Source organism: Cupriavidus sp. GW821-FHT07C08 (assembly GCF_059419025.1).
The window spans coordinates 17,151-43,807 of record NZ_JBWKQZ010000010.1 but is presented as its reverse complement, the minus strand read 5'-3'; the positions used below and the strand labels follow the sequence as shown (position 1 = coordinate 43,807).

At 57.3% G+C, this 26,657-nt stretch carries 24 protein-coding genes and 1 pseudogene; 8 read left to right on the top strand and 17 right to left on the bottom strand.

What is annotated here, in order from left to right:
* Positions 1 to 302: 302 nt before the first annotated feature.
* Both AC07UK_RS15055 and AC07UK_RS15050 read left to right on the top strand, forming a co-directional pair.
* Complete coding sequence (locus AC07UK_RS15055; RefSeq protein ID WP_494687379.1) at positions 303 to 812, top strand: hypothetical protein; 510 nt, start codon at positions 303 to 305, stop codon at positions 810 to 812.
* A gap of 502 nt (positions 813 to 1,314) precedes the next feature.
* Positions 1,315 to 2,478, top strand: coding sequence for an RNA-guided endonuclease InsQ/TnpB family protein (locus AC07UK_RS15050; protein ID WP_494687380.1), 1,164 nt, complete (start codon positions 1,315 to 1,317; stop codon positions 2,476 to 2,478).
* A gap of 46 nt (positions 2,479 to 2,524) precedes the next feature.
* On the opposite strand, the gene AC07UK_RS15045 is transcribed toward AC07UK_RS15050, so the two are convergent.
* The 7 genes from AC07UK_RS15045 to AC07UK_RS15015 form a co-directional block, all read right to left on the bottom strand.
* On the bottom strand, positions 2,525 to 3,211 hold the full coding sequence (locus AC07UK_RS15045) for a hypothetical protein (RefSeq protein ID WP_494687381.1): 687 nt from the start codon (positions 3,209 to 3,211) through the stop codon (positions 2,525 to 2,527).
* A 69-nt stretch (positions 3,212 to 3,280) separates the two neighbouring features.
* Entirely contained in the window at positions 3,281 to 5,605 is a 2,325-nt protein-coding gene (gene cap2-3 / locus AC07UK_RS15040; RefSeq protein ID WP_494687382.1) for an anti-phage 6A-MBL system cap2_3 protein, read from the bottom strand.
* Positions 5,539 to 6,690 (bottom strand): anti-phage 6A-MBL system MBL-fold protein, encoded by a 1,152-nt coding sequence (mblB, locus tag AC07UK_RS15035; protein ID WP_494687383.1) that lies wholly within the window; start codon positions 6,688 to 6,690, stop codon positions 5,539 to 5,541. Before mblB ends, cap2-3 begins: the two co-directional genes overlap by 67 nt.
* 1,771 nt (positions 6,691 to 8,461) lie before the next feature.
* Complete coding sequence (locus tag AC07UK_RS15030; RefSeq protein WP_494687384.1) at positions 8,462 to 9,763, bottom strand: methyltransferase domain-containing protein; 1,302 nt, start codon at positions 9,761 to 9,763, stop codon at positions 8,462 to 8,464.
* Positions 9,764 to 9,829: 66 nt separating this feature from the next.
* The gene (locus AC07UK_RS15025; protein WP_494687385.1) at positions 9,830 to 10,402 is read right to left on the bottom strand and encodes a hypothetical protein; all 573 of its coding nucleotides are present in this window, start codon (positions 10,400 to 10,402) and stop codon (positions 9,830 to 9,832) included.
* A gap of 139 nt (positions 10,403 to 10,541) precedes the next feature.
* The gene (locus AC07UK_RS15020; RefSeq protein WP_494687386.1) at positions 10,542 to 12,149 is read right to left on the bottom strand and encodes a methyl-accepting chemotaxis protein; all 1,608 of its coding nucleotides are present in this window, start codon (positions 12,147 to 12,149) and stop codon (positions 10,542 to 10,544) included.
* Between the two features lie 73 nt (positions 12,150 to 12,222).
* Complete coding sequence (locus AC07UK_RS15015; protein ID WP_494687387.1) at positions 12,223 to 13,338, bottom strand: patatin-like phospholipase family protein; 1,116 nt, start codon at positions 13,336 to 13,338, stop codon at positions 12,223 to 12,225.
* An 826-nt stretch (positions 13,339 to 14,164) separates the two neighbouring features.
* On the opposite strand from AC07UK_RS15015, the pseudogene AC07UK_RS15010 reads away from it, so the two are divergent.
* Positions 14,165 to 14,461, top strand: a pseudogene (locus AC07UK_RS15010) (transposase); the annotation flags it as partial.
* Positions 14,462 to 14,500: 39 nt separating this feature from the next.
* On the opposite strand, the gene AC07UK_RS15005 reads toward AC07UK_RS15010, so the two are convergent.
* Positions 14,501 to 14,779 carry an HU family DNA-binding protein gene (locus AC07UK_RS15005; protein ID WP_494687388.1) on the bottom strand — a complete coding sequence of 93 codons (279 nt, stop codon included), beginning with the start codon at positions 14,777 to 14,779 and terminating at the stop codon, positions 14,501 to 14,503.
* Positions 14,780 to 15,199: 420 nt separating this feature from the next.
* Between AC07UK_RS15005 and AC07UK_RS15000 the strand changes: the two genes are divergently transcribed.
* Together AC07UK_RS15000 and AC07UK_RS14995 are read left to right on the top strand one after the other, a co-directional pair.
* A complete protein-coding gene (locus tag AC07UK_RS15000) occupies positions 15,200 to 16,363 on the top strand; it encodes an RNA-guided endonuclease InsQ/TnpB family protein (protein WP_494687389.1) in 1,164 nt (387 codons plus the stop codon).
* Between the two features lie 181 nt (positions 16,364 to 16,544).
* Complete coding sequence (locus AC07UK_RS14995) at positions 16,545 to 17,372, top strand: hypothetical protein (RefSeq protein WP_494687390.1); 828 nt, start codon at positions 16,545 to 16,547, stop codon at positions 17,370 to 17,372.
* Positions 17,373 to 18,105: 733 nt separating this feature from the next.
* On the opposite strand, the gene AC07UK_RS14990 is transcribed toward AC07UK_RS14995, so the two are convergent.
* A complete protein-coding gene (locus AC07UK_RS14990; RefSeq protein WP_494687391.1) occupies positions 18,106 to 18,351 on the bottom strand; it encodes an AbrB/MazE/SpoVT family DNA-binding domain-containing protein in 246 nt (81 codons plus the stop codon).
* Between the two features lie 85 nt (positions 18,352 to 18,436).
* Here AC07UK_RS14990 and AC07UK_RS14985 point away from each other — a divergent pair, with 85 nt between their 5' ends.
* The gene (locus AC07UK_RS14985; RefSeq protein WP_494687392.1) at positions 18,437 to 19,207 is read left to right on the top strand and encodes a hypothetical protein; all 771 of its coding nucleotides are present in this window, start codon (positions 18,437 to 18,439) and stop codon (positions 19,205 to 19,207) included.
* A 68-nt stretch (positions 19,208 to 19,275) separates the two neighbouring features.
* Here AC07UK_RS14985 and AC07UK_RS14980 read toward each other — a convergent pair whose 3' ends face one another.
* From AC07UK_RS14980 to AC07UK_RS14960, 5 genes are all read right to left on the bottom strand, one after another.
* A complete protein-coding gene (locus AC07UK_RS14980) occupies positions 19,276 to 19,524 on the bottom strand; it encodes a type II toxin-antitoxin system Phd/YefM family antitoxin (protein WP_494687393.1) in 249 nt (82 codons plus the stop codon).
* A gap of 119 nt (positions 19,525 to 19,643) precedes the next feature.
* The gene (locus AC07UK_RS14975; RefSeq protein WP_494687394.1) at positions 19,644 to 20,042 is read right to left on the bottom strand and encodes an AbrB/MazE/SpoVT family DNA-binding domain-containing protein; all 399 of its coding nucleotides are present in this window, start codon (positions 20,040 to 20,042) and stop codon (positions 19,644 to 19,646) included.
* 58 nt (positions 20,043 to 20,100) lie between these two features.
* The gene (locus AC07UK_RS14970) at positions 20,101 to 20,391 is read right to left on the bottom strand and encodes a hypothetical protein (RefSeq protein WP_494687395.1); all 291 of its coding nucleotides are present in this window, start codon (positions 20,389 to 20,391) and stop codon (positions 20,101 to 20,103) included.
* A 58-nt stretch (positions 20,392 to 20,449) separates the two neighbouring features.
* Positions 20,450 to 20,770 (bottom strand): hypothetical protein, encoded by a 321-nt coding sequence (locus tag AC07UK_RS14965; RefSeq protein WP_494687396.1) that lies wholly within the window; start codon positions 20,768 to 20,770, stop codon positions 20,450 to 20,452.
* 21 nt (positions 20,771 to 20,791) lie between these two features.
* Positions 20,792 to 21,241: a hypothetical protein gene (locus tag AC07UK_RS14960; RefSeq protein WP_494687397.1), complete on the bottom strand. Its 450-nt coding sequence runs from the start codon at positions 21,239 to 21,241 to the stop codon at positions 20,792 to 20,794.
* A 1,298-nt stretch (positions 21,242 to 22,539) separates the two neighbouring features.
* Here AC07UK_RS14960 and AC07UK_RS14955 point away from each other — a divergent pair.
* Positions 22,540 to 22,914: a helix-turn-helix domain-containing protein gene (locus AC07UK_RS14955; RefSeq protein ID WP_494693877.1), complete on the top strand. Its 375-nt coding sequence runs from the start codon at positions 22,540 to 22,542 to the stop codon at positions 22,912 to 22,914.
* A 15-nt stretch (positions 22,915 to 22,929) separates the two neighbouring features.
* Here AC07UK_RS14955 and AC07UK_RS14950 read toward each other — a convergent pair whose 3' ends face one another.
* Positions 22,930 to 23,175: an AbrB/MazE/SpoVT family DNA-binding domain-containing protein gene (locus tag AC07UK_RS14950; protein ID WP_494687398.1), complete on the bottom strand. Its 246-nt coding sequence runs from the start codon at positions 23,173 to 23,175 to the stop codon at positions 22,930 to 22,932.
* A gap of 254 nt (positions 23,176 to 23,429) precedes the next feature.
* Between AC07UK_RS14950 and AC07UK_RS14945 the strand changes: the two genes are divergently transcribed.
* Positions 23,430 to 24,401, top strand: a complete 972-nt coding sequence (locus tag AC07UK_RS14945) for a hypothetical protein (RefSeq protein ID WP_494687399.1) — start codon at positions 23,430 to 23,432, stop codon at positions 24,399 to 24,401.
* 10 nt (positions 24,402 to 24,411) lie between these two features.
* Here AC07UK_RS14945 and AC07UK_RS14940 read toward each other — a convergent pair whose 3' ends face one another.
* Together AC07UK_RS14940 and AC07UK_RS14935 are read right to left on the bottom strand one after the other, a co-directional pair.
* The gene (locus AC07UK_RS14940; RefSeq protein WP_494687400.1) at positions 24,412 to 26,025 is read right to left on the bottom strand and encodes an IS200/IS605 family accessory protein TnpB-related protein; all 1,614 of its coding nucleotides are present in this window, start codon (positions 26,023 to 26,025) and stop codon (positions 24,412 to 24,414) included.
* Positions 26,025 to 26,636: an IS607 family transposase gene (locus AC07UK_RS14935; protein ID WP_494687401.1), complete on the bottom strand. Its 612-nt coding sequence runs from the start codon at positions 26,634 to 26,636 to the stop codon at positions 26,025 to 26,027. The genes AC07UK_RS14940 and AC07UK_RS14935 overlap by 1 nt, the downstream gene beginning before the upstream one ends.
* Between the last annotated feature and the right edge of the window lie 21 nt (positions 26,637 to 26,657).

Below are 26,657 nucleotides of genomic sequence, written 5' to 3'. Positions count from 1 at the left end.
GAACGTCCGTGAACCGCACCAGGGCGAGCCAGCGAAGCCAAAGGCAAAACTTCGGCCCATGTGAATTCCGATCGTTAGCGCCTTTAGGCGACCGAATGTGCATGACGCCCTTTCCCCTAACAGGCCACCAGTGATGGCGCTGCAATGTCTGTCGCTGCTTGCGCACTCACGCTATCTGGCCTCATAGGTCCTTTGCGACCCCGCAGGTTGATTTTCCCTTAAAAAAAGGCGGCTCAGTCGCCGTTCTTTATGGCACCTGCCCCCCCGCTTCCGGCCACCTACATACCGCACCGAGGAAACTTATGGCACAACCATCTAAAAGCGCAAGAAATAAGGTATTTTACACTGAACTCGCCATCTACACAGTTCAATTGCTAACCTTCGCACTTATCGCCCTCTTGATTAGTAGTTTCCTTACGAACGAGGATATGCTTCGCCGAATTCTAGAGGAGCGCATTAACGATTTGTCGCTACGCGAACTGTTGGTCAATTTGCTCTCCATTTTTATAATGATTGGTATTTTGAGCTTCATCAAGGATAGGACCGGGCTGAAATTCTTCGACGAGATTCTATCGTCTGCATACGAAGAATTTCCTAGAACCATTTATTTGTTTGGAAGCAGCGTTGGAGGAACGCTCCTAACGATTGCGTTCTACCTAATTTCAGACAGCAAAAGTAAATCTGGTGACATAAGGATGGGGTACGGGACGATATTATTGGCTCTCCTATTTTCCATTGCATTCTTTCTCACGGGATATCTATGCAAAATCGGAGCAAAGAGCACCCCAAAACAAAAATCAGTCTCGCCGTGAACGCAACTGGCAGGAATATGCACCCAGCGACAAGCAGTGCAGCGATTGAACCAACAATTCCGAGTGTGATATATTTCATTAGCAAGAATTCCTAGCGTTATGCCAGCTTGGCCCTCCAGGATGGGGAACCTCTTTGTGCAAAACGTATAGCTAGGATTTTTAGCTCTGTACTCCAGAGGCTAGTGTGCCACCACCGGTGCCAGATGCTCTCGCCGCGTGGTGATCTGTTTTTTCTTGCGCGCCAACGCCTGAGTCAGGTTCTTACGCCGCTCCTTGAGCAGTTCGCACGCTCCTTGAATAGGTGCCCGAGGATGGCTAAAGTGCGAGAGAGTTCGGCCTTGTATGCCATCGCCTTGCCACCGCCGGCGGCCAGACGTGCGTACGGCTTCTCCTATGACCGGTCCGCCCTATAGGACCGCCGCGCAAGCCCCGTCTCTTCAGGGCGGGGTAAGCGGCGCAGGGTCCGCTATCGGGAAGGCTAAAACCGAGTCCTAGACTCGGTATGTTAGCCACCTCTCATACTCCGACCGTTACTCGCGTCCTGCGCCTGCGCATCAAGGACAAGCACGCCGCCTGGCTTCGTGCTCAGGCGCGGGAGGTGAATTTCGTGTGGAATTTTATCAATGAGCTATCGGGACGCGTATTCGAGCGCGAGCGGCGGTTTATCGGGGCCTACGAGTTGCAGAAGTACACCGACGGAGCGACCAAGGCGGGTCTGGCCTTGCATAGTCACACAGTTCAGGAGGTTGGGCAGGAGTACTGTCGTCGCCGAAAGCAATTCAAGAAGGTCAAGCTGCGTTGGCGCGCCAGCGGCGGCGCTCGCCGCAGCCTGGGCTGGGTTCCGTTCAAGACCGGGGCGCTAAAGTATGGACACGGCCAGGTGCGCTTCAACGGCCAATGGTTGTCCCTCTGGGACAGCTACGGTTTGTCGCGATACGACTTGCGGGCCGGCAACTTCAGTGAAGACGCGCGCGGGCGCTGGTACCTGAACGTGACCGTCAAAGTGCCAGTCGCTGCCCGCTCGGAAGGCCGCGCGTCAGTCGGCATCGACTTGGGGCTGAAGGACTTCGCCGCGACGAGCGACGGACAGGTGCTGGAGGCCCAGCGGTTCTACCGTCGGTATGAAGCGGCGACCGGCAAAGCTCAGCGGGCGCGCAAGAAGAAGCGCGTCGCGGCCCTTCACGCCAAAGTCAGGAATTGCAGAAATGACTTTCTGCACAAGCAGTCCACGGCGATCGTACGGCGGTACGGCGCAATCTTCATCGGCAACGTGAACGCCTCTGCGCTCGCCCAGACCAACATGGCCAAATCCGTGTTGGACGCAGGCTGGAGCGCGTTCCGCACCATGCTCCAGTACAAATGCGATAGCGCGGGCGTGTGGTTCGAGGAGGTCGATGAACGCTATTCCACGCAGACCTGTTCGTGCTGCGAATCCCGAACAGACCCCACCGGTCAGCAGGCTCTCGGTATACGAGAGTGGACCTGCCCGGTGTGTGATGCCTCACACCAGCGCGACGTCAACGCAGCGAAGAATATCCTGCGTACGGGACTGTTTAGCATGGAACAGGCATTTGCCACAGCGGCCGGTAAAGCCGCTGTGAATGAGGCTTCGTCAGAAGCCGGGGGCGGACGTGCCCCTCTTGCAGAAGGAATCTCCGTCCTTTAGGGCGGACAGGACGTCAATTCGATCCCGTCCCAAACTCGTCCCGCACTCAGGTTGCCGGCGAGGTGCTTTTCGCGGTTCTAGTGCTGCTGATTTTTCTGGATGCATGCACAGCAAGGACATTTTGTACGAAACGTATCCCCGTGTTCCTGGCGGCAAGCATGGCAACTAGATACTGCCCTAGAAACCATCCCGCTGATATCCGAGCGGACGACTTGTCTATGCTACTGAAGTACATTGCTGTAGGGACTGCCAAGGCGAGGAGCAAGGACATTGCTGCCATGTCGCGGAACAGAAGGTAGTTCTTATGACTATCTGCGACTGATGGATCCGAGTCGACCTGCTTGTAGAGACCGTACCACTTTGCGTTTTGGTCTCGCTCGTCAAGGGGAAACTGACCAACATGCTTCTTCAGCTTCGCCAAGTCGATTCGATGGTCTGCTGGCGCGTAGACGGAAAAGGCCCGACAGCCTGGGAGCGGATACTTGATGCGCCAGAAGACAAGTATGGCCTTGACGTCAGCGGAAATTAGCAATGAAAGGATCAAGGCTGGAATCGGGAGCAGTGTGGTCAGGCTGCCGCGAATCACCGCTAATCGGGTCGGCGTCAATTCCTCCACTGCCGTGTGAAAGGCCCAGACCAGAAGAACAAGGCAATCCAGGATAAGTGTCGCCACCAACCATCCCAGATTCCGGCCCTTGAGCGTTTTACTGCTGTAGTCTTTGGTGTCTCTCATTCGAGATACTCGGTATTGACGGTGAAGTGATCGACATCATCGGCCTGAAATTGAATTTCGCAAGGCATATCAGCGTGCAGCCCCTTGCAAGACTTGAACATCCTTCTCGCCAACGATGAGCTGGACGGCGGGTAGCCCGTCGTCTGCCATGCCGAGTGCTAGGTAAGCAAGCTGTACCAAATCATCCCGACTTGGCGACGCGGAATGCCCGGGCGGGTGGCTGTGCCATTCGCCGATATAGCGCACCATTCCGGCTGTTCGTGCGGAGACTTCGTTGACGGCCTCTGCGAGCCCTTCTATGCCGCGCTCGAAAGAGGTTGGGGTGGCCTTGCTGTCTGGGGGAGGGGGAAGCCCCGTGACAACGACTACGGCCTTGATATTGAAATCATAATAGCCAAGCAGTACCCCACCGGTTTCGTTGGGGAATCCTTGCTGGCGCAATTGGCGCAACCGCTCCAGCACGCCCTCGTCGATGTATAGATTGAGTCCATCGAATCCGAAGCGTTGTTCTGCCATCACTGGTACGTCGTGTACTTCCATGCCTCCGCGCGCCGGCTCGCGCTGCCAAACGCGAATTAGAGCGTCCTCGCACCTTGCGGCGGCTTGGACCTGTTCAGCCAGTGTGCTCGCATGGAGCATCACACGCGAATACGGCATTATGAGCGAAATGTCGCGACAACTTGCGCCACTCCAGAACGTGCCCGTATGGCCCGCGAGATGAATTTGCCCCCAGTCCTTCTCGATCAGAGCACGGTAATACTGCGCTTCTAATGTGCGGAGCCGCTGGGACCGCCCTACATCTTCCGCAAGCAGCACTGCTCCATTGCCATTGGGCGTGACGAAAACTGAGAAATGCCGTGGCAACGTGTCGACGGCACTAGTCGCCCTAGGATATTCAAGGGTGGTTGAGGCGTCGATGACTAAGGTGGCGGCAGTGAGTGCCTGCGTAACAGGCTCCTGTCCGAAGTCGCACGCATCAGCCACGATGGAGGCAATCTCAGTGGCGCCTTGCATCACTGCGGCGTGCAGCTTGGCGGCGACCGTAGCCTTGGGTTCACCGATGTGCTGTGCATAGGCTACATGCCGGGAGAGGTTGTGCGGCTTGACGTGATCCTTGTCGATAGTGGTCCAACGTCCCCAGCCACTGCGGCCCCAAAGGTTCAGCAGTGCGCTGCCGAGGGAGCCGGCACCAATCAATACACCCGCTGGCCCTGCCTCCGTGATACCAGACTGACGCCGTGCTGCCGCGCCGTCGTTGTGCTTGAGCACTTCCATCGGTAGCACGGGTTGGTCACGCCATGCTGCAGAGGGCTGCTGGTTCAGCAAGTCCTTATAGTACCGGCCCTCATGTAAAAACAGCGCACCACAGGCGGCACCGAGTTCGAGCGTACCGACTGGTACGAAGAACGCTCGGTGAATCATCCGATCCGGCTCGGCGTCGGCCGCGCGACTGATCGGAATATGCAGGAGAATGACGGCTCCCGCGTCATTACTCGCAGCGGCAACCCCTGCTTGACCGATACCCGCCTGGAGAGCCGCCCGCAAGGGGCCAATGACATCTGCGTCGCGCCGCGCCAGCAGATCAGCCAACTCCCCCAGCGTTGCCGGATCGCGCTCGACAAAACCGTGAACGATGGGCGGCAGGACCAGTTCAATATGCTTGGCCGTCTTGGTCTGCGAGATGTTTTGAGCAGCTGGCACCAGGAAGCAAGTGAATCCCTCGTCTGGACGTTCTTGTTGGCGAACGACGACGAACCGTTGCTCGGGATTCTGCTGCAACTTATCCAGATGCCACGGGAGGACAAGTTCGTACTTGCTTGCGAAGAACAGGTGCTCGACCGGCTGGTCTGCCGGATGCAGTTCTCCGCGGGCACTTTTTTCCAGCCACCACTGGATGCGACGGAGAAATGCTTGAGGTGTCCAGGTGCGCATCACTGCTGCACGCGGCTCAAAGTAGAGGCAAAGACTTGCTGGCGCGCCTGGTACCCCTTGGTTCTGGTGCACCAGGACGGGGAAGTCCTGTCGCAATGCAAGAACCTCGATCAGCTCGTTGGCGTCAGCCGGCACAAATAGTGCCAAGCGCTCACGATACTGGATGCCAACCGGGCTCTCTGGCGGAACGTCATCGCACTCGACCTCAACGACGAGGCATTCAAGCGTGGGGTTGCCGTCTTCGGGATGACGGAGAATCTGGACGAGCGAATAGTCGCGCTGACGGCGAACCGCATCAAGCAGCTCTTTCGCGCGCGGAATGGTCAGCCCGCTAGCGTCCTTAACTTCTACGACGTTCGCGAGTTCGTGGTACGCCTCAGTCATCATCCTACTCGTTAGCCGGCGCGCGGCGGCGTCGAACTGATGATGGCCGGTGCACCGATAGATGCCGAGCGCTTCCACGTGACACCGCCGCTCGCGATCTCGAAGACGATCGGCTCGGGCTTGTTTGCGTTTGGCTCTTCCATGGTCACCAGAAACTTGCGTCCGCCGACTTCTTTCAGATAGCGCTCGTAAGTGTTGCGAGCCTGGATGTGCGGCGGCTGCTTGTCTTCGTAGGATTTCTTGACGTCAGCAATGGGCTTGCTACTACTGACGATGTAGGCGTCGCGCTTCCCATGCAACAGCAGCTCTTTGACCAGCGGCTTCGGTTCGGTCTCCTTGTCACCTTTCTGGCCTTCCTCGTTGAGAGCCAGATAGCTGCAATGGTGCGGAATGTTGTAGAGATTCCAGGCAAGGCGATCTTCGTTCTTATGGTACTTCGTAGTGCGAACGATGTCCTCCATTTCCTCCCACGTGGCATCGCCAACTTGGAGGAAGTCGTAATGCCCGCCGTCTGCTCGGAAACGCACGTTAAACACCAGCGAGGCCTGGTTACGGATGATGTCCCCGTCGTCGCAGTGCTTGATGAAAGGCGAATGGCAGAAGAACTCGACGCCATCATTGGCAAGCGTGAATCCAGGAACCAAGGTGCCGGCATCGATGAAAAGGTGATCGCGCGCCGTAGCTGCTTCTCCTCGTTCCTTCAGTCGAGGCTCCAGCCAGTCCATCAACTCCTGGGGCCTCGAGAACACCAGAATGTCCTTGCCTTCGAGCAAGCGGTGCCGCGCTTCCTGCCGCAGCAATACAAACTCTTCTTTCTGGTGATCGTTGTCGGCCTCCTCCAGCAGCATGGCGGCAGGCACCCAAAGCTCTCGAATCTTGATTCGGCCCTCGCCGTGATACTTCTTGGCGTGCTGAAGCTCGAAGAATTCGGTGCTGCCCTGGATATGGTCCAAGTCAGCATGGGTGAACGCAACTACGTCGAAATAATCCCGATCGGCCGCCTTGAGTTCATCCTTGAGACGAGTCTTAAGGTCGATTGCCGGAGTGTCCGCATCTTCTGCATTGCCGCGATGACAGAAATCGAACAAAACGCGGCGTCCGTGGGAAAGGACGATCTGCGTAGTATCCCCATTGCCTACCGGGTAGAAGATGACTTTATGCATGTCTGCCAAGGGATGCTCCTTGTTCAAGAAGGGGTGGTAGCTTGTTTTCGGGTTAGCACTCTGCTGCGGAAACTATATGTAGTAACTTTGTTTGTGTCAACCACTACATATAGTGTACGAGATGGCTTATAGTGCATCATGCGTCACATACGGAGAATGGCATCCGGTCGTCGCGCCTTTGGCACGCCTCTGGCCCGAGGGGCCCGTGCGCTCCGCCTGCTCCAGAGCCAATACGTGCCTTCAACGCAGAAATGGACTGGTCGGCTACAGCCGTACATGTGAGCGAAAAACTTAAAATGCTCCATAAGAGCGCACCCACGCCGGAGCACAATGAGGATAAAGCCAATCGATTTGATTGGCTTCCTTCATTTACTGAACTCGAAGAAGCCTCGCAGGATCCCTGATAATGTCAATAGGGTTTCCGATCTTGTAGTAGAAGACAGCGCAAGCTCCGATAACCAGAAGTAGTCCAATAATCCTGTTTATCTTTTTGGCTCGTCTTTTCTTACCAAACGGGTCTGATGAGTTACATTTTGTGTTCCCACACATTTCGGCCATGTAACTTAGTTGGTTTCCGCAATCAATGCATTCTTTAAATTTTTCAGACATGTCCTACCTTACTGACCTCGTCTTGTCCGTGATTTTTCCGCCGCACCGTCAACCCTCACTCCATTAGCTGCCGCGACGGAACTCCCTGCTCGATTAACGGCTCGATGGGCAATCCGAACACCCCACTGAAGTCTGTAGGCGAGCGCCTACAAAAAAGGACATCTGGCCGCAAGGACGACAGTACTTCTTCGGGGAAGAAGCCATTCCTCTTCGACCAACGGCGTCGAGACGTCTAGTCGCCTATACGACGAACGGAACGAATGCAAACCAAAATGCGCGTGCTCACTCACCATTCTGGTGATAGAGGTACACGAAGGCACCGAACGTGATGGCGCTATTGTTTTGCGATTTCAAATTGCGGACGCGGTGTGGCATTGGCTTCTTGCGGGCTCATGCCAGCGAGTGGAGCGGTTCCCCGCCCCACCTGGTGTATTTCGACTTCCAGTCCTAACCACTCACTTGGCGAGATCGCTCACAAGGTCACTAAGAAGTTGGATATCTTCCGCAACTCTGCGTCTACGGAACCATTTTGAAGACATACATAAGTGGAGGCACATTCCCAACTTTGGATGAAATAACCCAATAAATCTCCACTCATAATTAAGCTTCCCCTCGATTAGACCATATCCGAATAACTCTGCGCCGAATTGCTCGGCAAATGAAAGGTCCCCTTTGAAGTAAACGTACGTAGGTCTCACCCCTAAAATAGTTCTGTGTCCTTCGCAGGAGCCGATTGTTTTCAGCCTACCAGTAGCGTTCATCGTGTCGACTAGTGGCTTGATTCCCGGTTCAACGTAAAAATCCTCCATCCTTATTCTCCCGAAGTGATAACGCCTGCGAAGTCCACAATGGACATAGTTAAAAACAGGCGTAGGTCATTCTGGTGAGAATAGGGATGAGTTTTATCCAATCGCGCTAGTTAGCGTCCATGATATGGTGTGAGCCAGAGAAAGATCTTGCAAGCTGCGATCGCCGGAGCTTATTCCACGCAAACATTCTACTGCGAGGCACGAACAGCTCCCACGAAGCTGACGCCTATCGGTGCCCGAGAGCGGGCCCCGTTCGGTGCGTCAAGCGCAGAAGAGGCCGGATTGGTATCCCACAGCACGCCTTCCGGCGTCGGCCTGGCGATGCTCTTTGCACGAAAGTGATCATGAACACCTCACTCCGTCCGTCGCGCACATACGAATTGACCAACCACCGGACATCCAGATTCGTTGCGGATTACCACATCCTGAATCAACTCAATTGCGAATCCGGCGCCGTCTAGTACTGCACGTAGGTAATCCTCGCAGTGGCGATAGCGGCCGCTCACGTTTAGCCGGAAGCGTCCGTCGCGCGCCGATGCTAGCTTTTCCGTGCTAAACATCAGCAACCCACCTGGCTTTAACGATTGTCTAATGAGAACCATCAAATCATCCAGCCGACCTTTGTAAACCAGCACATCCATGCAAGCAACCAAGTCGAAGCGTTCGTGCTGCCCTTCAAGAAACGCCTCCATGTCAGCCCGGTGCACTTCGTCATAGCAATGCTTCTCCCGCGCCTTTTGCAGCATGGCCTCAGATAGGTCAACCCCAACCAGCCGAGCCGCGCGGGACTTCAATAACTCGCCTATCAAGCCAGTGCCACAACCAAGGTCGAGGATACATTGACTGGCCGGCGCCAGATCCTGTGCCGCAAGCCAGTTCCCGACCAACTGCGGCCCGGCGTATTCCAGGTATGCAAGGACATCGTCGAATCGCCCGGCGAAGTCATCGAACGTCCGCTCGACATATCCCGCAGGACATTGCTCAGGGGGCTTTCCCGCTTCGGCCTGGTGTGCTGTCAGCAAGTGTGTCGGAATCGGATCGTCCGGTTCTTCCCTCTCCCACTGCAGCAGTACATCGATGGCCTCGGCTGGTCGACCTAGCTCGTGGTAAGCCTGGCTCAGGACAATTCGCGATGTGCACTGAGCCGGTGCCGACACAATCCCCAGGCAATTGAACCTCCGCCCCTCAGCGAACCGCTTCTCCTTCAGCAGCAACGCCGACATTAGGAAATATGCGTCCGGGCAGCTTGGCTCAATCAATATTGCTCGGTTGAAGCTATCCTCTGCGTTGACGGCATCCCCACATGCATCCTGTGCAGCGCCTAGATTGGTCCAGAAGAAGTATTTCTCTGGGTCGAGTACCACCGCGCAAGTATGAGCCTCGACAGCTTCCGCCAACTCACCCAACCTGGAATGCACGATACCCAGATTGAAGTGCCACTCTGCGTGCCCACATTCCAACGCAATGGCTTGGCGCAACTGCTCTCGTGCATCTTCCAGCCTGCCCATCTGTAGCAGCAGAAAGCCCAAGTAGTGTCGTGCTTGTGCAACATTCCGGCCGCTCTGGACTACTTCACGGTATAGGGTCTCTGCCTCAGCCCATTCGCCGTTTAGATGCTTGCGCTGCGCTGCAAGAAAATGCGAATCGGGAATCATCTGCTTCCGATCTTCCTCAAAAAGGGCTGGCTCGCCAAAAATTCACTGACGGCAAGTCGCCGCACATTAGGCTAACAATCGCATAACCCACCGACGAAGCGGGTCCCAAATATCCCTCTTCTCCTCGGCGGGATTAGCTTCAGGCAGGGAGGTCTCGCGCCTGTCGAAGGTAAATTCCTGCGGGTCGCCATCTTGGGATAGCGCGAAGCCTAGACCTTTCAGTGCATTTACCGCCCACGTGGACTTCCTATAGCAACGTGCGTAAATACGAAATTCCGGTAAGGAGTGCAATAGCTCGTGCTGCACCAAAGCACGAAAAAGACCTCTTCTCCGATAGGCTTTCGCGGTGCCGGCGAGATGAAGCTCAATTCCCTGCTCTTCAAACAACACAAGCAGGAAAGAAGCAGGCACGCCTTCGTACATAGCCACAACTAACTTCGCTTTTACGAAACGCGGAACCCGCGAACCTCCCCGACGCTTCGACATGCGCACGCCACCATTAGTGAGCACACTACGTAATATGGAAGTTGCTTCCTTCTCCACTGACGAGGCGAAATGTCGTTGCCGAGCCCCCTCCCGAAGTAGTCCGCTCACCAACGTGAGGTCCGCCTCGGTTCCAGCCCTTATCTCGATATGCATTTTGGTACTCCAAAGACCCGCCCTTTCTCATCATCGACAGCGTCGGCGTCGTCTTGACCACATTCCCTCGTGGCACCGGTATGGCGGACGGTGGACCTTGCTGGAGAGCGAAGTCCCGAGGAGAGCAAGGCAGCTTAGTTCAGCGGCGAGCCGAGAATTGAGAATCGGACCGTGGCGCATACAGTGCAAGCGGGGTGCCTGGCATAGTGCCCACCCGGAAGGCGGAGGCGGCTTCGTCCAATGTCACTGCCTGCTGCTCAAGGGACTGCGACGCTGCGGCCGCCTCTTCTACCAGCGCGGCATTCTGTTGGGTGACACCTTCTATTTGGCTGATTGCTGCATTGACCTGCGCTATGCCGTGGCTTTGCTCTTCCGAGGCTGACGCGATTTCGCCAACCAGTTCGTTGACGCGGCGGATAGCCTGTCTGACTTCGGCAACGGTCTTGCCCGCTTCCTCAGCCTGGTTCGAGCCCTCCCTGACTGCGGTGACCGATACGTCAATCAGAGCCTTGATTTCCTTGGCTGCCGCCGACGAGCGTTGCGCCAGGCTGCGTACCTCGCCAGCGACCACAGCGAAGCCCCTTCCCTGTTCACCGGCACGGGCGGCTTCCACCGCGGCGTTCAGCGCCAAGATATTGGTCTGGAAGGCAACCCCCTCGATCAGGCTCGTGATCTCGGCGATCTTGGCGGCACCCTCATTGACACCGCCCATCGTCTGCACTAGGCGCTCCACCACAGCCTCGCCCTTCTCTGCAGCATCCGAGGCATTCAGTGCCAACGTGTTGGCCTGACGGGCATTGTCAGCATTCTGCTGCACCGTTGCCGTCAGTTCGTTAATGCTCGAAGCCGTTTCCTCGAGCGAGGCAGCCTGCTGCTCGGTACGCGAAGATAGATCGGTGTTGCCGCTGGCAATCTGGCGGGAGGCGGTGCTGACCGATTCCGTGCACTGTCGCACCAGCGCGATGGCGCCAAGGATGCGATCAAGCAGCTGGTTGAAGGCCGTGGCAGTGTGGCCGATTTCGTCCATCCGTTCCACAGGTGCGCGAACCGTCAGATCCAGCGACTGGTTCACCTGTTGCAGCGTGGTACGAATGCCTTCCAGACCGCGTCGCACCACTCGGCACAGTTTGGTGCCCAGCAGCAACGCAATGACAAGCGCCAGCGCCGACCCGCCCAGCACGGCAGCGATGGCATCATGATAGGCATCGGTATTTTCCTTCACCTTCGTATTGGCCAGCGCGGTGTTGTAATCAACGTGGTCGTTCATGGCCTTGCGCAACTGCTTGGCCCCCTTGTCAAGGGCGCCACCGGGCTCCAGCACTTGGCGTGCGCCTTCCATGTCGTTGGCGTTTGACGCCGCGTAAAAAGGTACTACAGCTGCGCGGTAGGCTGCCATGCCAGCGCGATCGGCCTCTAGCATCTTCCGGTCGGTGTCATCCTTGATGTCGTACTGCTCATAGTGATGCAGGGCCTCTTCGAAACGCGTGAACGCGCCGTTGATCACCTTGTCCATCTCGGCCTTGAAACGTGAATCGGTCAGGACAAGGTGACGGTACCCAAAGACGCGGAGGTCGCCCACCGCCCCCTTAGCAGCGTCCAGGTCCTTGAAGCTCGGCAGGATGGCCGATTGCAGGTAAAGCAGGCGCTGCTGGGACTGGCGGATCTGCCAGAGTGCGAAGGCATTTACGCCCGAAAGCACCAGCGCAATTAGAACGAGTGTCAGGACGATGCGTTTGACAATGGTCATTGAAAAGTCTGCAAGGGTGAATGAAAGACGTAACACAGCGGGCGCTCTCGCGCCCGCCGTGCAGACCACCTGCTCAGGCGGCCTCTTGAAGCAGTAGCACTTCGCTCTCGTCGGCGTTCAATATCGCGGCATGTTCGTCGCAGAACGCGAGGCCGGCACGGTAGCCGATGTCGAACAACCTGCGGAGATTGGAGGCGGACCAGTCTGTAACCTCCGGCCAATGCTCGGGTGCGATGCCGCCCATGAGGTCAACCTTGAGCAGGTGCCGCCTAGGCTTGCCGGTGGCATGGTCAATGTTGTGCTCCAGCTCGAACAGCCGGATGTCCTGCTTCGACAGCGCCACGAGCGGGGTGATGATCGATTGCACCCAGGCGTCGTAGAGATTGCGCGGTGTGCGGATTAGCTTTTCGGAACCAAGAATGTCAAGAATCACCAGCGTGTCGACGTCGCGGTGCAGGCCTGGGCCGGCGTCGCCGTCCGAAACCAACGCGCCGAAATTGATAGGCTGGATGGCTGCACCCTCGATATAGTCGTCACCGCCTATGCGATAAGGCGGATAGATGAACGGAAAGGCAAAGGCCGCACGGATATGATCGGGCGTGATCTCGTCCTTGCCCCAGATTTCCATCCGAGACTGGGTGACGTTGTAGGCGTTGATATAGAAATGCGATTCGAGCTGGCGTAGCGCCTCGAAGTCGATCGCCTGCTCTGCAAACGGCAGCGGCGCGCACAGGCCCAGGCTCTGCGGCATCAGCGCGGTGGGCGACCAGCAGGCCAGCATCAGCCGCAGCCAGTCGGCATGCACGCCGCCGAGACTGTCATCCGCAAATGCATTGAAGAATGGCCGGGTAAATGGCATAGCGGCCAGCGACTGCCGGTACACATCGGCGGCATTGCCCGGCTTCATGAAGACCTTGTAATTGACGGGGAAAAACTGGTAGATCTCGTCGGACACACCGGCCTCGACCCAGCGCTCCAGTGCGCCGCGCCGGTCGCCGCCCTGCGGCACCATGTAGAGCAGCCCCATCAAGGCCCCTGCACCGGAGGTGGAAATGACGTCAAATTCGACGCCTTGGTCGAGGAACGCCATCAGGGCGCCTGCGATCAATGTGGAGTTCGGCGCGCCGCCGCCGATCAGCAACGCCTTTTTGGCGTTGCGGCGGACGGGTCGCATTGGAGTATCGGCCATGCACTCACCTTCTTATCGTGGGCCCGCCCCGATGGCGAACCCTTCTTGTCGTCTCCTCCTTTCTTAACAACGCCTGCGCGCGCAGGCACTGGCGCGGACAGCGACTTCTTTCTGAGATAACGACAAGGAATCAGACAGGTGAAGGGCTAATAATTTAGGGATAATCGGAATTTAATTTCAGTAAATTCCTACAATTTGATCGAAAGAAATTCTAGGATCGCTTTTTCAAATGAATCCGTCGACCTGCGCCCTTATTCCATTATTCTATGGATATCCAGCAGTCGCGCGCCCGATACAGGCGACGAAGTTCACGCCAGAATTCGAGCCGCCTCCGGCGATGTATAGCTCGCCGCATCGGGGCGGGAACCCACCAAAATGAACTCGACTCCTCAAGAAATTCCGCCACTTCATCCGAATGAAACCGAACATGCGAAATTCTGAGCAGCATTACTCCGGTCAATGGTGCTGGCACGAACATGCGCCACCGATACATATCGAGGAGAACCGCTTGCGGATAAGGTGGTGGTGCGTTGGGGCCCACCACTAGGGGAGCCGCGCCTTCCCACTTCAGTCTGACCGTCGCACCTGTGTCCTCGTGAATGTTTTGCCAGTATTCGCTGCGCGAGTCATAGCAGTTTAGGCCGCTGTCCGCATCTTTTGGGTACATGGACTTAGGGATAAATCTGCCTGTTCGGATAATAGCGATTGCCTGAAAAATTCCCGTCTTATGAAATAAGTACATGCTTCCTGGCCCGTGGTAGTAATCAAAGGTAAGAGATAGCCATTCGTTGTCTGGCAGCGTCGCAGGCGAAGCGCCACCTAGCAGGCTAGCGTGGTGGATAGCCAATCCGTGAAAGCATCAGCGGTGGCAAATGTGCTTGGCGACGACGCGGAAAAGAGGATCGTCGAGCCCAAGCGGTATATCGCCGTGGATACGAATGGACAGCTGCTGGTGGTGAACTTGACGCCTGCGGACATCGCCGACAGTACCGGGGCGTTGGCGGTCTTGGCGGCCTTAAGGAAGCGTCGGCCGAGCATGAAGCATCTGTTTGCAGATGGCGCGTACGATCGTCGCGCGTTAGTGGAGAAAACCGCGACGATCGACTTCGTTGTGCAAGTGGTGTGATAGGCTCTAAGAAGGATCAGGCATCAGTTCGCCTGCTTAGCTATTGACAGCGTCCTTGAACTTCTGGCCAGCTTTGAACTTCACGGTCTTGGCCGCCTCAACTTTAATCTCCTCGCCGGTCTGAGGGTTGCGCGCCATACGCTCGGCGCGCTCGCCCTTACTGAAGCTGCCGAAGCCGATCAAGTTCAGAGTATCACCTTTGGCCACGGCGTCCATGATGGCCAGGAGCGTCACATTCAGCGCTTGCTCGGCCTTGGTCTTCGTAAGGCCGTTCACGCCAGCCGCGATGGCGTCGATCAGTTCGGTTTTCGTCATGTTGCTCCTTCTCAAGTTGATGGATTGCTAGTGCCGTCCGGGAGGGATAAGTGTGTCGCACACCGCGATGAATCGCGTTGTCTGTTAATAACGGCTCAGTTGGACAAGAACTTCAGCCAGCAACCACCTAAGTATAGGCCGGCGGCGGCAGGGCCCGGAGGCTGTACCCCATCCGCCGGCCGACCGTCACGTGAGTGTCGCTAAGTCGTGGACGTCGAGGTAGGAGGTGGCAACTGGTTGCATGCGTAGTGTAGCAACCAGATCCATTTCAGACGCCGCTCGTTCCCATACGCCGATCGTTGCGCGTGAAGCGACATCTTTGACCCAATAGAACCGTCGCGCAAGCCCCATCTCTTCAGGGCGGGGTAAGCGGCGCAGGGGTGTGTTGTAGGAAGGCTAAAACCGAGTCTTAGACTCGGTATGTTAGCCACCTCTCATACTTCGACCGTCACTCGTGTCCTGCGCTTGCGCATCAAGGACAAACACGCCGCCTGGCTTCGTACTCAGGCGCGGGAGGTGAACTTCGTGTGGAATTTCGTCAATGAACTCTCGACGCGCGTGTTCGAGCGTGAGCGGCGCTTTATCGGGGCCTACGAGTTGCAGAAGTACACCGACGGCGCGACTAAGGCGGGTCTGGCCCTGCATAGTCACACGGTGCAGGAGATCGGGCAGGAGTATTGCCGCCGGCGAAAGCAATTCAAGAAGGTCAAGCTGCGTTGGCGCGCCAGCGGCGGCACGCGCCGTAGCCTGGGTTGGGTTCCGTTTAAAACCGGAGCGCTGAAGTATGGGCACGGCCAGGTGCGCTTCAACGGCCGCTGGTTGTCGCTGTGGGACAGCTACGGTTTGTCGGGCTACGACCTACGGGCGGGCAACTTCAGTGAGGACGCACGCGGGCGCTGGTATCTGAACGTGACCGTCAAGGTGCCAGTCGCGGCGCGCTCGGAAGGGGGGGCGTCGGTCGGCATCGACTTGGGGCTGAAGGACTTCGCGGCAACAAGCGACGGAAAAGTGCTGGAGGCCCAGCGGTTCTATCGTCGGTATGAAGCGGCGCTCGGTAACGCTCAGCGGGCGCGCAAGAAGAAGCGGGTCGCGGCACTTCATGCCAAAGTCAGAAACTGCAGAAATGACTTTCTGCACAAGCAATCCTCGGCACTCGTACGGCAGTACGGTGCCATCTTCATCGGCAATGTGAACGCCTCCGCGCTCGCCCAGACCAACATGGCCAAATCTGTGTTGGATGCGGGCTGGAGTGCGTTCCGCACCATGCTCCAGTACAAGTGCGATAGCGCGGGCGTGTGGTTCGAGGAAGTCGATGAACGCTATTCCACTCAGACCTGTTCCTGCTGCACGTCGCGGACCGGTCCGTTAGGTCTCGCAGGATTAAGCCTGCGAGACTGGACCTGTTCGGCGTGCCAAACAAGACACGACCGAGACGTCAATGCTGCAAGAAACATCCTGCGCATGGGCCTATCGAGAATGGAAGAAGCTTTTTCCGCAGCGGCCGGTCAAGCCGCCGTGAATAAGGCCTCGTCAGAGGCCAGGGGCGGACGTGCCCCTCTTGCAGAAGGAATCTCCGTCCTTTAGGGCGGGGAGGACGTCAAGCCAAGCTTCGCCCTCTGAAGAACCGGCGTTTTGCATGGATAAAACTCTCGCCTAGACAACTCGTACGACCCAGGCTCCATTGCAGTCCGGGTTCATACGCCATCCAGCGTTGTTCTGCCCGTGGACATCCTGGCTCTTCATGGACCTATCTTAGCTGAACGAGATGAACCAAATTACCGCTAATACCTATGATGATACGCACCAATCTTCTCGCGACGCATGCGAGCCGACTGTGACCACGAAACAGGACGGCGCCTTGCCATGTCAACTCGAGATGGAAATTGCCTGCCTTCCAGCAGATGCTCGAGCCGATATTCTCTGTCTTGGTAAGCATCTCCCTACTCTGACCCCCGACGCTCGAGCCACCGCTTATATGATGCTCCGCTTAGATAACCCAGAGGTCTTTTCTGCCTTCGGTGACGTCATCCGAGGTGACAGGCTAGTGTGCGTATATGTTCGGGAGGAGGACCTCTACCAGGATGCCATCAGGAGCTGGAATGGAGTCCATCTCTACGACCCTCGCGGTGACGACCGATCTTTCATCTTCTGTAACGCCAATTTCGACGGTCGGCAATCGTCGAGCTGGCTCAATATTAATGTTCTCAGATATTTCTACGCCGCCCTGCACGACTCGATGAATACTGGACTCATTTACGCTCTGTTGATTGGTCCGTCCAAGATTACTCTCTTCACGTTTGCGTTCGACTTCCATAGCTTAGGACGTAGAGCAACGGCGACACCGTCAATAGCGGAGACGCTTACGGAAGATTCGAAGCCACCAGGCCTGTCTTTGCCTGAGCATAAGGCTGTCGAGTGGGGCGACGATGACGTGGGTGACCTCCAGGATGACCAGCTCGTTGACGAGTCCCATAACGTCGAGCTGACGCCCACATTCAGTGAGTGTTTCGACTGGTTCGGAGTGAAAAACGGAGAGATTTACTACGGCGACTACCTCGACGACGACTATTTCGATCGAGCGGAGCCAGCCTGAGGCCCCCCCGAGGAGACTGAGACGTCGCGAGCGCCGGCACCGCGTCCGTCCGATAGAGACGAAACTATACTTTACGGGGGCGTCAGCCAGCATGCCGTTTCCTCGCGTTATGCCTTGCAAAGGCTCACAGCCGACCTTGTCATCCTAGACTGAGAACTGGACGACAACATCAGTGGTACATGCGATGGCTGTGACCAACATCTTCAAGGCTGTGGTCGAACTCTTCCAACGGTCCACGACTGCAAGCAATGCAGCCGGGCAACTAACGCTAGTTGAACTCTCAGAACTGGCAGCGAGAGATGCCGCAGAGTTCGAACGCCTGCTCACTGCGGCCGGATTGCCGTGCATGCCGGCAATCCACCACAGGCCGGCTGCGCGACGGAAATGGAGCGAACTCCGTGGCTTTGATATGACCACGTTCAATCATGAGGCTTATCTAGCGGCCCTCCGAGACAGACTGGGACGGAGCAACTCGCCGTCGCCATAGCGCTCCAGCAGTATTCCCGGCCGCCCCAAAATGTGCGCCAAACATCATTGGCCGTTAGTTTTGAGATTTTGGTTTTTCAACGGCCAATCCTTAAGAATCAAGAAGTTATGTTCTCACCTACGCCCTCTCTGCTGGCAAGGCTGCAGCAGCCGGATAAGGCGGTCGTGCTCTTGCGTAGTCGGGACCGATAGTCCTCGGTACCTCGAGAGCTGGAACGGACTAGCCGCATCGCCAGCCGTTGATATATCAGTAGCGAGCTCCGTGCCGCAACTCCTCCAGGACCGACTCGCTCATTGGCATCGCATCGCGCATTGCTGCCAGTTCCTGCGCGAATGCGTTTCGATCCCATTGCACGCTGCGAATGGTTAGGCCGCCATCCACGGTCAGGCGAAGTCGCACTTCGTCTCCCTGCTTGAGGCCCAACTTGCGAGCGTATGCCATGGGAATACGTAGCGCCAGGCCATTTCGCCATTTCCGGATTCGCAGCTTCATCGTAACCTCTTCGGATGTGCGCGTGGATAAAAAAGATTTCTATAGGTTTGCATCGGCTATTTCGCCGTACCTCAGGAAATCTTACATGGACCGTACCACTCATCAAGACGCCCTCAACTTACTGCACGCACAGGCTGAGCTATTTGCATCGCACCTGAGCATAACGCTCGGCACACAGGTCAGCAAAGACCAAGTCAAGACCGCCATTTTCTCAATTTGCCGAGCCGACGGACAGCCCGTTGAGGAAGTTACTCCGGAAGCTGTGACCATGGCTGCCTTCGCTGCTATCGCGCCAGCAATCGAAGCAGAAACACTTCTACGCAAAGCACGCGATAAAGGGATTCAGGTTGGAAGAGCCATCACAATATTCTCCGAAACACAGTCGCCGCTTGAGCAAGCCTACGCGACCTGTGCCCAGGAAACGCTAGTCAGTGAGGGCGAGCTCGAGTTTGACCACGGGTGTGCCGTATCAGTTTCCTCAGAGAGCGGCGCATATGTACAAGGCTGGAAGTGGGTTTCCCGCTCGGCCCTTCCGGCATTTGAAACAATAGCCTCTGCCCTCTTGTACGGCTTTCAGTCTCTGCAGGTGAGCAATCATAAGAACCTAAACGAGGAATTCCTCCGCCGTGACGTCATCCTGGACACAAGCGCGCTTGAGGCAATGTTGCGCGGAGACGTACTTGACGACAATATCGTACTCGCTCGCTTCGAGGGCACCGACTACGCCAGGGAGCTCACCGTCGGCATAGCGCGGCAACTCATTTGGTCCCACGAAGAGCAGGCCTACCTGCGGTATACGGACGATGCAAGGACGCAGCACGATGGACAGGTAAGGTTTGTATTTGGGAGCGAGTGAAAGACGGTGGTCCTCCCCGCCAGACTGTCCGCAAATGCCCTGAGAGCGACATGCGTATCGAGAGAGATTCAAGGCCGCTTTCCCTCCGTGAACATCCGCGCCACGTCTTCGTTGTGCGCATCGATAGATTCTGGCACCTCGAACAGACCTTTTGCAACACCGATACGCTTCCCGGCGTCTTCGCGCTCCATCGGCACGAGCTTGGCCGCCGGGCGGCCATTGCGAGCAATGACAATCTCACACTCTTGTCCCTGCTCGATGGCTTCCACCAGGCGGGACAACGAAGACTTCGCCTGCAACAGGCTCACGACTCGCATCACATGCTCCGATAAATGGCGCCTAATCTGCGACAGGGTCGGCGAGAAGCGGCTCTGCCGGGGATATTGCGCCTGTTCGCGAGTCTAGGGCAGATTCTCGGCGCGCCGAGCAATGGCGGCTAAGACTTCGCAATCGCTGCTGCAATCGTCAGGATCGCCACCATCGCGCCCAAAGCTGCAACACACAAACCAAGCCTCATCGCCACGCGGTCAATATTCTTCTGCGACGCGGCGAAGCGCATGAGGCCTTTCCTGGCCGGCGCCGTACCGCCCGTGTCGTTTTCCGCGCCGACTGACGGCATTTGCTCCCATTCCTCCGTGCGCGGAAGGCCCTGTGGCATTTCTGCCATCAAGTCCTCTGCCCTATAGCGAGGTCGGCGAGGCACCGCAACACTCATCCGTTTGCCAACAAGATGTAGTTCCACTCGGGAGCCATCTGTTAAGCCGTTTCTCTCGACGAATTCGCGCGGAATCATCAGCACCAGGTCGTCGCCGACACGGCGTAGTGTTCGAAGCATCCGAAACCTCCAGCCAACAGTATTTGGTACCAAACTCCAACGGGACGCGATACTGCACTCAAGCTTCCTCGTCGGCTGCCCCAACGTACTCGTGGGAGACGTCAACCGTCTCCTTGAAGCCAAAGAACGCCGCGTAGCATTCCCATACGAACTCCGCATCGTCGTCGAAGCCGGGTGGGCCCACTAAGATGTAGCGGCGGCCACTGGCGGTGATACCTGTTCGCTTGCCTAAATTGAACGAGACAATGGGCGTACTGACGCGGCCGTCCTGGTCTGCAATGCTGAAGCCAACGAAGTGCCTGAACACAAGATCTGCCTGCAACACGCGCCACCGCTCAAGCCAGACCACTGGTTGCTCTGCAATGGAAGCTGACGGCAAGAGTGACACGAACAAATAGCCCTAGCGCTCATTGCACCGATGCGGCATATTCTTCGCTCACATCCTTGGCCTCCTCGACAGAGTTGCGGGCCGCCCACGACAGCCAAACGTACAGAGCTTCATCGTCATATCCTGGACCTCCGGACAACACGTATTTGCGCCCGCTCACAGTGACGCCTGCCCGCATGCTGAAATCAAACGAGATGATGGCGGAACTCACTCGCCCACGGCCGCTCTCAATGCAATGGCCAGCGAAATGGCGTTCGCGCCGTTCTGTCTCGAATACTCGCCAGCGTATAAGCGTGGCCTCTGGTTGCAAAGGTACCGGTGTAGCCCGCCAGATTGGCATGATGAGTCTCCTGCCATGGATTCACCGCCTGCCATCAAGAAAATCTTCCCAGTCCCAGTGATACGCACAGTTCTCCGGGTCCGCATCGCTTTCAACCATTGGCCTGGATGAGCTCTCCATATTGCGCCAAAAGAGCGTGCGAGCTGGCTCCGGAATCTCGCCCTTACGCACATATGGCACCTTGCCAACATGATGGATAGGGACTACGGGGACAGACGGACGGCTGGGCAGCTCCTCCTTCCCGGTTAGGACTACGGCAATACCTCTGGCGACAAGATCCCAGATGCTGGCCGCGTACCTCGGATAATCGCTGAGAACAGCCTGACCTACTTGGCCGAATGGCTCCTCGTTCAGCGTCATGTGGTATGTGCCCAGTCGCTTACCACGAATCCGGCCGAGTTCAGCCACCGCTATTGTTCTGCGAGCACCTTCACGGCCGCCGGGAATCAGTTCAATCGTGATGCGAAGCACCGCTGTCTCCATGACTCGTTAGCATCTCAAGTGGTAGGTACTCGTCGCTCACGTTCCACGCCATTAGGACGCTAGGGTCGAATACGGAGAACGGTCGAACGAGTTCGTCCATGCCATCCGTAGCTGGATCGCCAGATAGAACGTACCTAAAGCCACCAGAGGTAATGCCTGTACAGGTATGGCGGTCGAATGACAGGACGGGCGAGCTCACCATGCCTCGGTGAGTCTGCACACAATAGCCAACCAGATGCCTCGTCCTTTGGATTGTCTCGACGACTAACCATCGTTCGAGTGTGATGGTTTCCAAGCTTGATGGGATGCTAGCCATTAACGTATCCTCCTCAATCGAAGGTGACAATGCGCACCGTGATTCCGCCTCCTACGAAAGTAGTGGCATCACCAGGCGTGATAGTCCATTGTCACAACCGTCCCCGTCGTATGTCGTATGGACGTGGTGCGGTACTCCCATTGCCGCCCCTGGGCTTGCTCCATGAGAAGCCTGTGCCTTGCTTATGGAGGTACTCGGCACTGACATCGACAACATCGGTGACACCCCACAGTCGTATGTAATGGCACCAGACAAACTCGGCCTCCTCGTCGTAGCCAGGCGGTCCAACTAGCGTGTAAGGGCGACCGTTGGACGTAACACCGGTACGTTTGGCAACGTGGTACTTCACGATCGGCGTGCTCACGTAAGCCTTATCGTCCTCAACGCTGTGACCAACGAAATGCCTGGTACCCAGGTTCGTGCGCATTACGTGCCATCGCACGAGCCATACCCTCGGCCGCGTGCTAGCGCGGGGGGCCGCTCCGGACCTCATCGGCATGACGACAACCTTTTCAATGCAAAAGGCTTCCCTACTAGCACGCCAGGCGCTAGAGAGAAGGTGCGCGACCAAGCCTCGAGCACCGACTCGGGCGCAGGTGTGGTCGGCGTTACTACGAGCAACGACTAGCCGGCCTATTGACGGCCTGTCGCGTAGGTTGCAAGCAAGGGGAAGAATTGTTGCCAGGATCTAGTTCTGCTTGTGGCGGCAACGGCTGGCGCGTCGCTCGGACGCGTGAATGCAGTGTAGGCCGCTAGCAAGGAAATGCAAGGCCGCGCGGAGATAGGGCACAGGACTTCCGCCAAGTCCGAAGTGTGGTTAGGTTGAGTGTATCCCGACAGGGTGCCCTGTTGGACAAACGTGATGGGAGCCGTTGCCTGCAAGGCTCGAAGCTACTTGAGATGCAGCTGGCGGTCCCTTGGAGGTCGCCCTCCTAAGCCACGTCTTCGGACACTACACTGCAGATAAGCAATGGAGAAAATGATGCCCTGCCACTCCGCCACGCAGCCGCCCGAAGACGCGCTGCTGACTATTGCAGAAGTAGCAACTCGGCTCGAAGTGAGCCGGCCATACGTATCAATGCTTTGCGATGCAGGTAAGCTAGGTGAGGTCGTCGTGACTGACGACGGACGTAGGCGCATCCGAGCGTCCGCCGTGGAGGCATACTTAGCTGTAAGCGCCAAACAGTCCAAGGACGCGCCGTGTCCTCGCCAAGCTGGTGTCGACGCTGAACTTTACGACCATCCGGACGAGCACTTCCGGAATGAGATTCGCCAAAATGAGGCTGCCAAGCCTGTGGAACCGACCTCTGCTCGGACCTCTCCCAAATCGCGTTCGTCGCCGTGAGGAGAGGCATTGCCATCAATAGCGCGCTCCGTGCCGCAGTTCTTCCACGACAGACTCGGTCATAGGCATCGCCTCGCGCATTGTCGCCAGCTCTTGCGCGAAGGCTGTGCGGTCCCAACGTGCGGTACGAAGGCTTATGCCGCCGTCTGCAGTCAAGGTGACCTCCACTCGGTCACTTTCCTTGAGGCCAAGGTGCCGAATATAGTTCGCGGGGATACGCAGAGCGAGACTGTTGCCCCATTTCGCGAGTCGCAAGTTCATCGCCCTGGAGATACACGGTGTGGGGCTGTTGCCAAGGTCTAGTGCTGATTGTGAGGGCAACGGCTGAGGCGCCGCTAGGGCGCGTGACTGGAGTCTAGACCGTTTCCCGCGAGATGCAAGTGTGCCCGGCGAAGGAGCGGCTGCCCCGTCTCCGTTGATCGGAACGAAATTTTCCCAAACGTCTACCGTTAACAACAGATAGGCTTTCAGTAAGAAAATCTGAACCGACACTAACCTAAAACGGACAGCAGTACATGGGTGAATTAGCAAAAAATGAATATTGCGAAGAGTGGACCGCCTTCGCAGTGAAAGACGTCTACGAACTTGAAGGCATAAGGTTTGAACATTTTCAATGCGCGTTCTGCGACACTCCGTTGTCACCAGTCGCAATATATCCAGATGGAGGGCGGACAGAGCCGTTCAAAATTGCGCCGCATTTTAAGATAAAAGTCCAAAATCATGCTCAAACATGTCCATATGGAGGTTCGACTCTCGCAGCATACGGCATTGTTCAAATTTCCCGATCCGAAAATGAACTGAATCTCGAGATGCCCGAGCGGCTGGTGTCCATTCGACCTGCACGTCAGGAAATCGTCCCGCGAAGTGATGAACCCACAGGGCTGGCATCACCCGAAGAAATTAGACGACGGGTACGCGCGAGCGCAGCATCGGCCACAGCTGCGCGTCAATATACGACTGGACTTCTGAAAACCCTGATCGATGCAAGAGATAAAGCAAGGAGGCTTATCGAGAATCTTCCGAAAATCGTATCTATACGTGACGACAAAGACCGTACGCGGGCTGTCTACCAGATTCTCGCAACCATTCCACTGAGACTCTATGAGCAAGCCTCGGACTACAACCGGGCCTTTCGCAGGGTCAACTTTGCGCCCCCAAACGACGCTTACATCTATTATGGAAAGGCAACTGTTGGGGTGTTTCGAAACGGCCTCCTTCTGGTCGCCGACAAGGAGATGGCGAAACGAGATTCCAAGGAGACGGTTCCTTTTCATGTGCACGTGGTATGCGATATAGAGAACCCGGCAAATAGGATGGAGACGCAGACAATTGAGCGCCTTTCCGAGGCAATGCGAGAGCATCTCCCAGTCTACTGGTACGCATATGGAGCACCGGCCCTCAACAACGAAGGAGCTCATTATGTGCTAGTTGTTCGGGAACCATCTCACATTTATATTTTCCCGCGGCCTAGAAAACCCAGGCGATGAGCTATGACCGTCACTTTAAAGATGTGCAAATCTGAACATTCAGAATGGCGCAAGGCTGACGGTGGTCCTCGCTGGAGGGCGAAGCCGGAGGGCTTCGGCCAACGGTGCTGACGCCTGGACGCGCAGATGCGCGACCGGCTGCGAGCCATTGCTCGCGCACCAGACTCCTGTACGCTGTGTGAATCTCCCCCCAAGCACCTTGTCGCGATCTGCGGTCTTTCCTTACAGGTAACCGCAGGACTTCATGGCGCCCTCGCACCGGAACACGGACACCCGTGCCGGCGCGCGGCAAGCGTTCAGACAACTTCTGCCCGCGGCGGGCAATTACGCCAGCTGCGGCAGCATGCACGCTCCAGCCCCGTCGCGCGGCGTACTTCACGGCCCCGATGGTCGACGTGTAGGCTGGATGAATCAAGATCAGTTCGACCCCAGCCCGGTGGCATTTGGCCGCGAGCTGTTGTCGGTATTTGGCATAGAGCAGGCCCGAAAGCATGCGGGCGGCCTTGGGACTTGCCTGGCCCAGTGCCTTCTTCTTGGCACTGAAGTCCAGGTCCTCGGCCACCAGCGGTTTTCTGGCGTCCCGGGCCAATCGGACGGCCTGGCTCAAGGCGTCAGACAGCACCGCCTCGCGCTGCCCAGAGGTGGCATCCTCTCGCAGCAGCGGCAAGCGCAGGGTGCGGAGCATGTTGCCGTACAGGTCAGTCTCGGTCACCGCCAGGTGGTCGACATTGAAGTCGACGCCGATGGCGCCGTGCTCGACCGCCAGCGTGGAGCGCTCCGCCGCTGGGTGGTTGAAGGCGACGAACGCCCGCCACCCGCGCTCGTCCCGATGCAGCCGCCAGCTCAGGGCAACGTTCTCGGCGAGCGCACGTTCGATGGCAGCCCGGTCGTAAGCGAAGTCCACGTCTTCGATAATCAGGTACTTGTCCTCGCCCTCGGCGAGCAGGCGATCGGGCAGGCGGATCTTGAGGCGGAACTGGCCATTCTCGGCCGGCAGCAACTGGCAGAGCTGGTTGCCTGCCGTCTCGCCCTTGGAGCCCAGAAAGAATACCTGGTGCGAGCGGGCGTGGCGCCACGCCTCCTTCCAGCCCTCCCGGTCCCCATTGGAAGTCAACGCCAGGTGAAACTGCTGCCGGAACAGCTTGCCAGTGCCAAAACAGATGCCGGGCACGTTCGCCGCGAGGCGCGCTTCCACTGTTTTGAGCTTCGACTCCAGGCGCGCTACGGCCACGGTATTGGCATGGGCTTGCCGCTTGAGCTTCTGCAGACGTGCCGGTGCCATGCGGAGTCGGTCGCGGGCGACTTCGGCCAGCCGCTCCTGACGCGTGGTGAGCTGCTTTCTCTGGCGCGCCAGCGCCTTTGTCAAGTCCTTACGTCGGTCTTTGAGCAATTCCCGCGTCCCGTCTATTTGCCCCTGAACATCGCACGCCAGAGCGTTGAACAGGCGTGCAGGGATGGCGTAGGTGCGACAGAATTCGGTCTTGTACGCCATCGCCTTGCCACCGCCGGCGGCCACGCGGGCGTACAGCTTGCGCTTGAGCATGCCATAGAGCTCGCCGTAGCGCTGGAGGATAGCCTGCGCTTCTTCGCTCAGGTGCAGGCGGGTCTGGGTGGTCGCCTGCATCAGCCCGCCACCGCCTTCAGATTCTTCCGGCTGCGCGACCCATAGAGGCGCGACGAGAAGACGGTGAAAATCTCGACCAGGTCCTCGGTGAGCTGCTGCTCACGGGAAACATCCGCAGTCGCATCGAGCACCACGACCTCGACGCCAAAGAACTGGCAAATCTGGAACAGCAGGTCACTGCCAAAGCGCAACAGCCGGTCTTTCGTCACGATGACGAGGCGGCCGACGCGCCCCCGCAGGATGTCAACCAGAATGCGCTGCAGGCCCTTCTTCCGATAATTCAGCCCGCTGCCCAGGTCCGTCACGACCTCGACGTGGGCGAATCCTGCTGCATGACAATACTGCTCCAGGCGGGTAGCTTGCGTTAGTAGCTGCTCGCGCTGGTCATGAGACGAGACGCGGGCATAGCAGATGGCCTTGCCGGCTGCAGGTAATTGCGCGCACGATGCGCTTCGGACCGTCTTCGAGGCGTAACGCCGATGGCCGCCTAAAGTACGGAGAGCAGGCAGCAGGCGGCCCTGGCGATGCCAGCGCCGCAACGTGGCGACAGCCACGCCAAGCGCCGCTGCCGCCTCGCCGATCGATAGAAGTTGAGTTCCCGGTTTGTTCATAACCGGGTATAGGCATGCTCT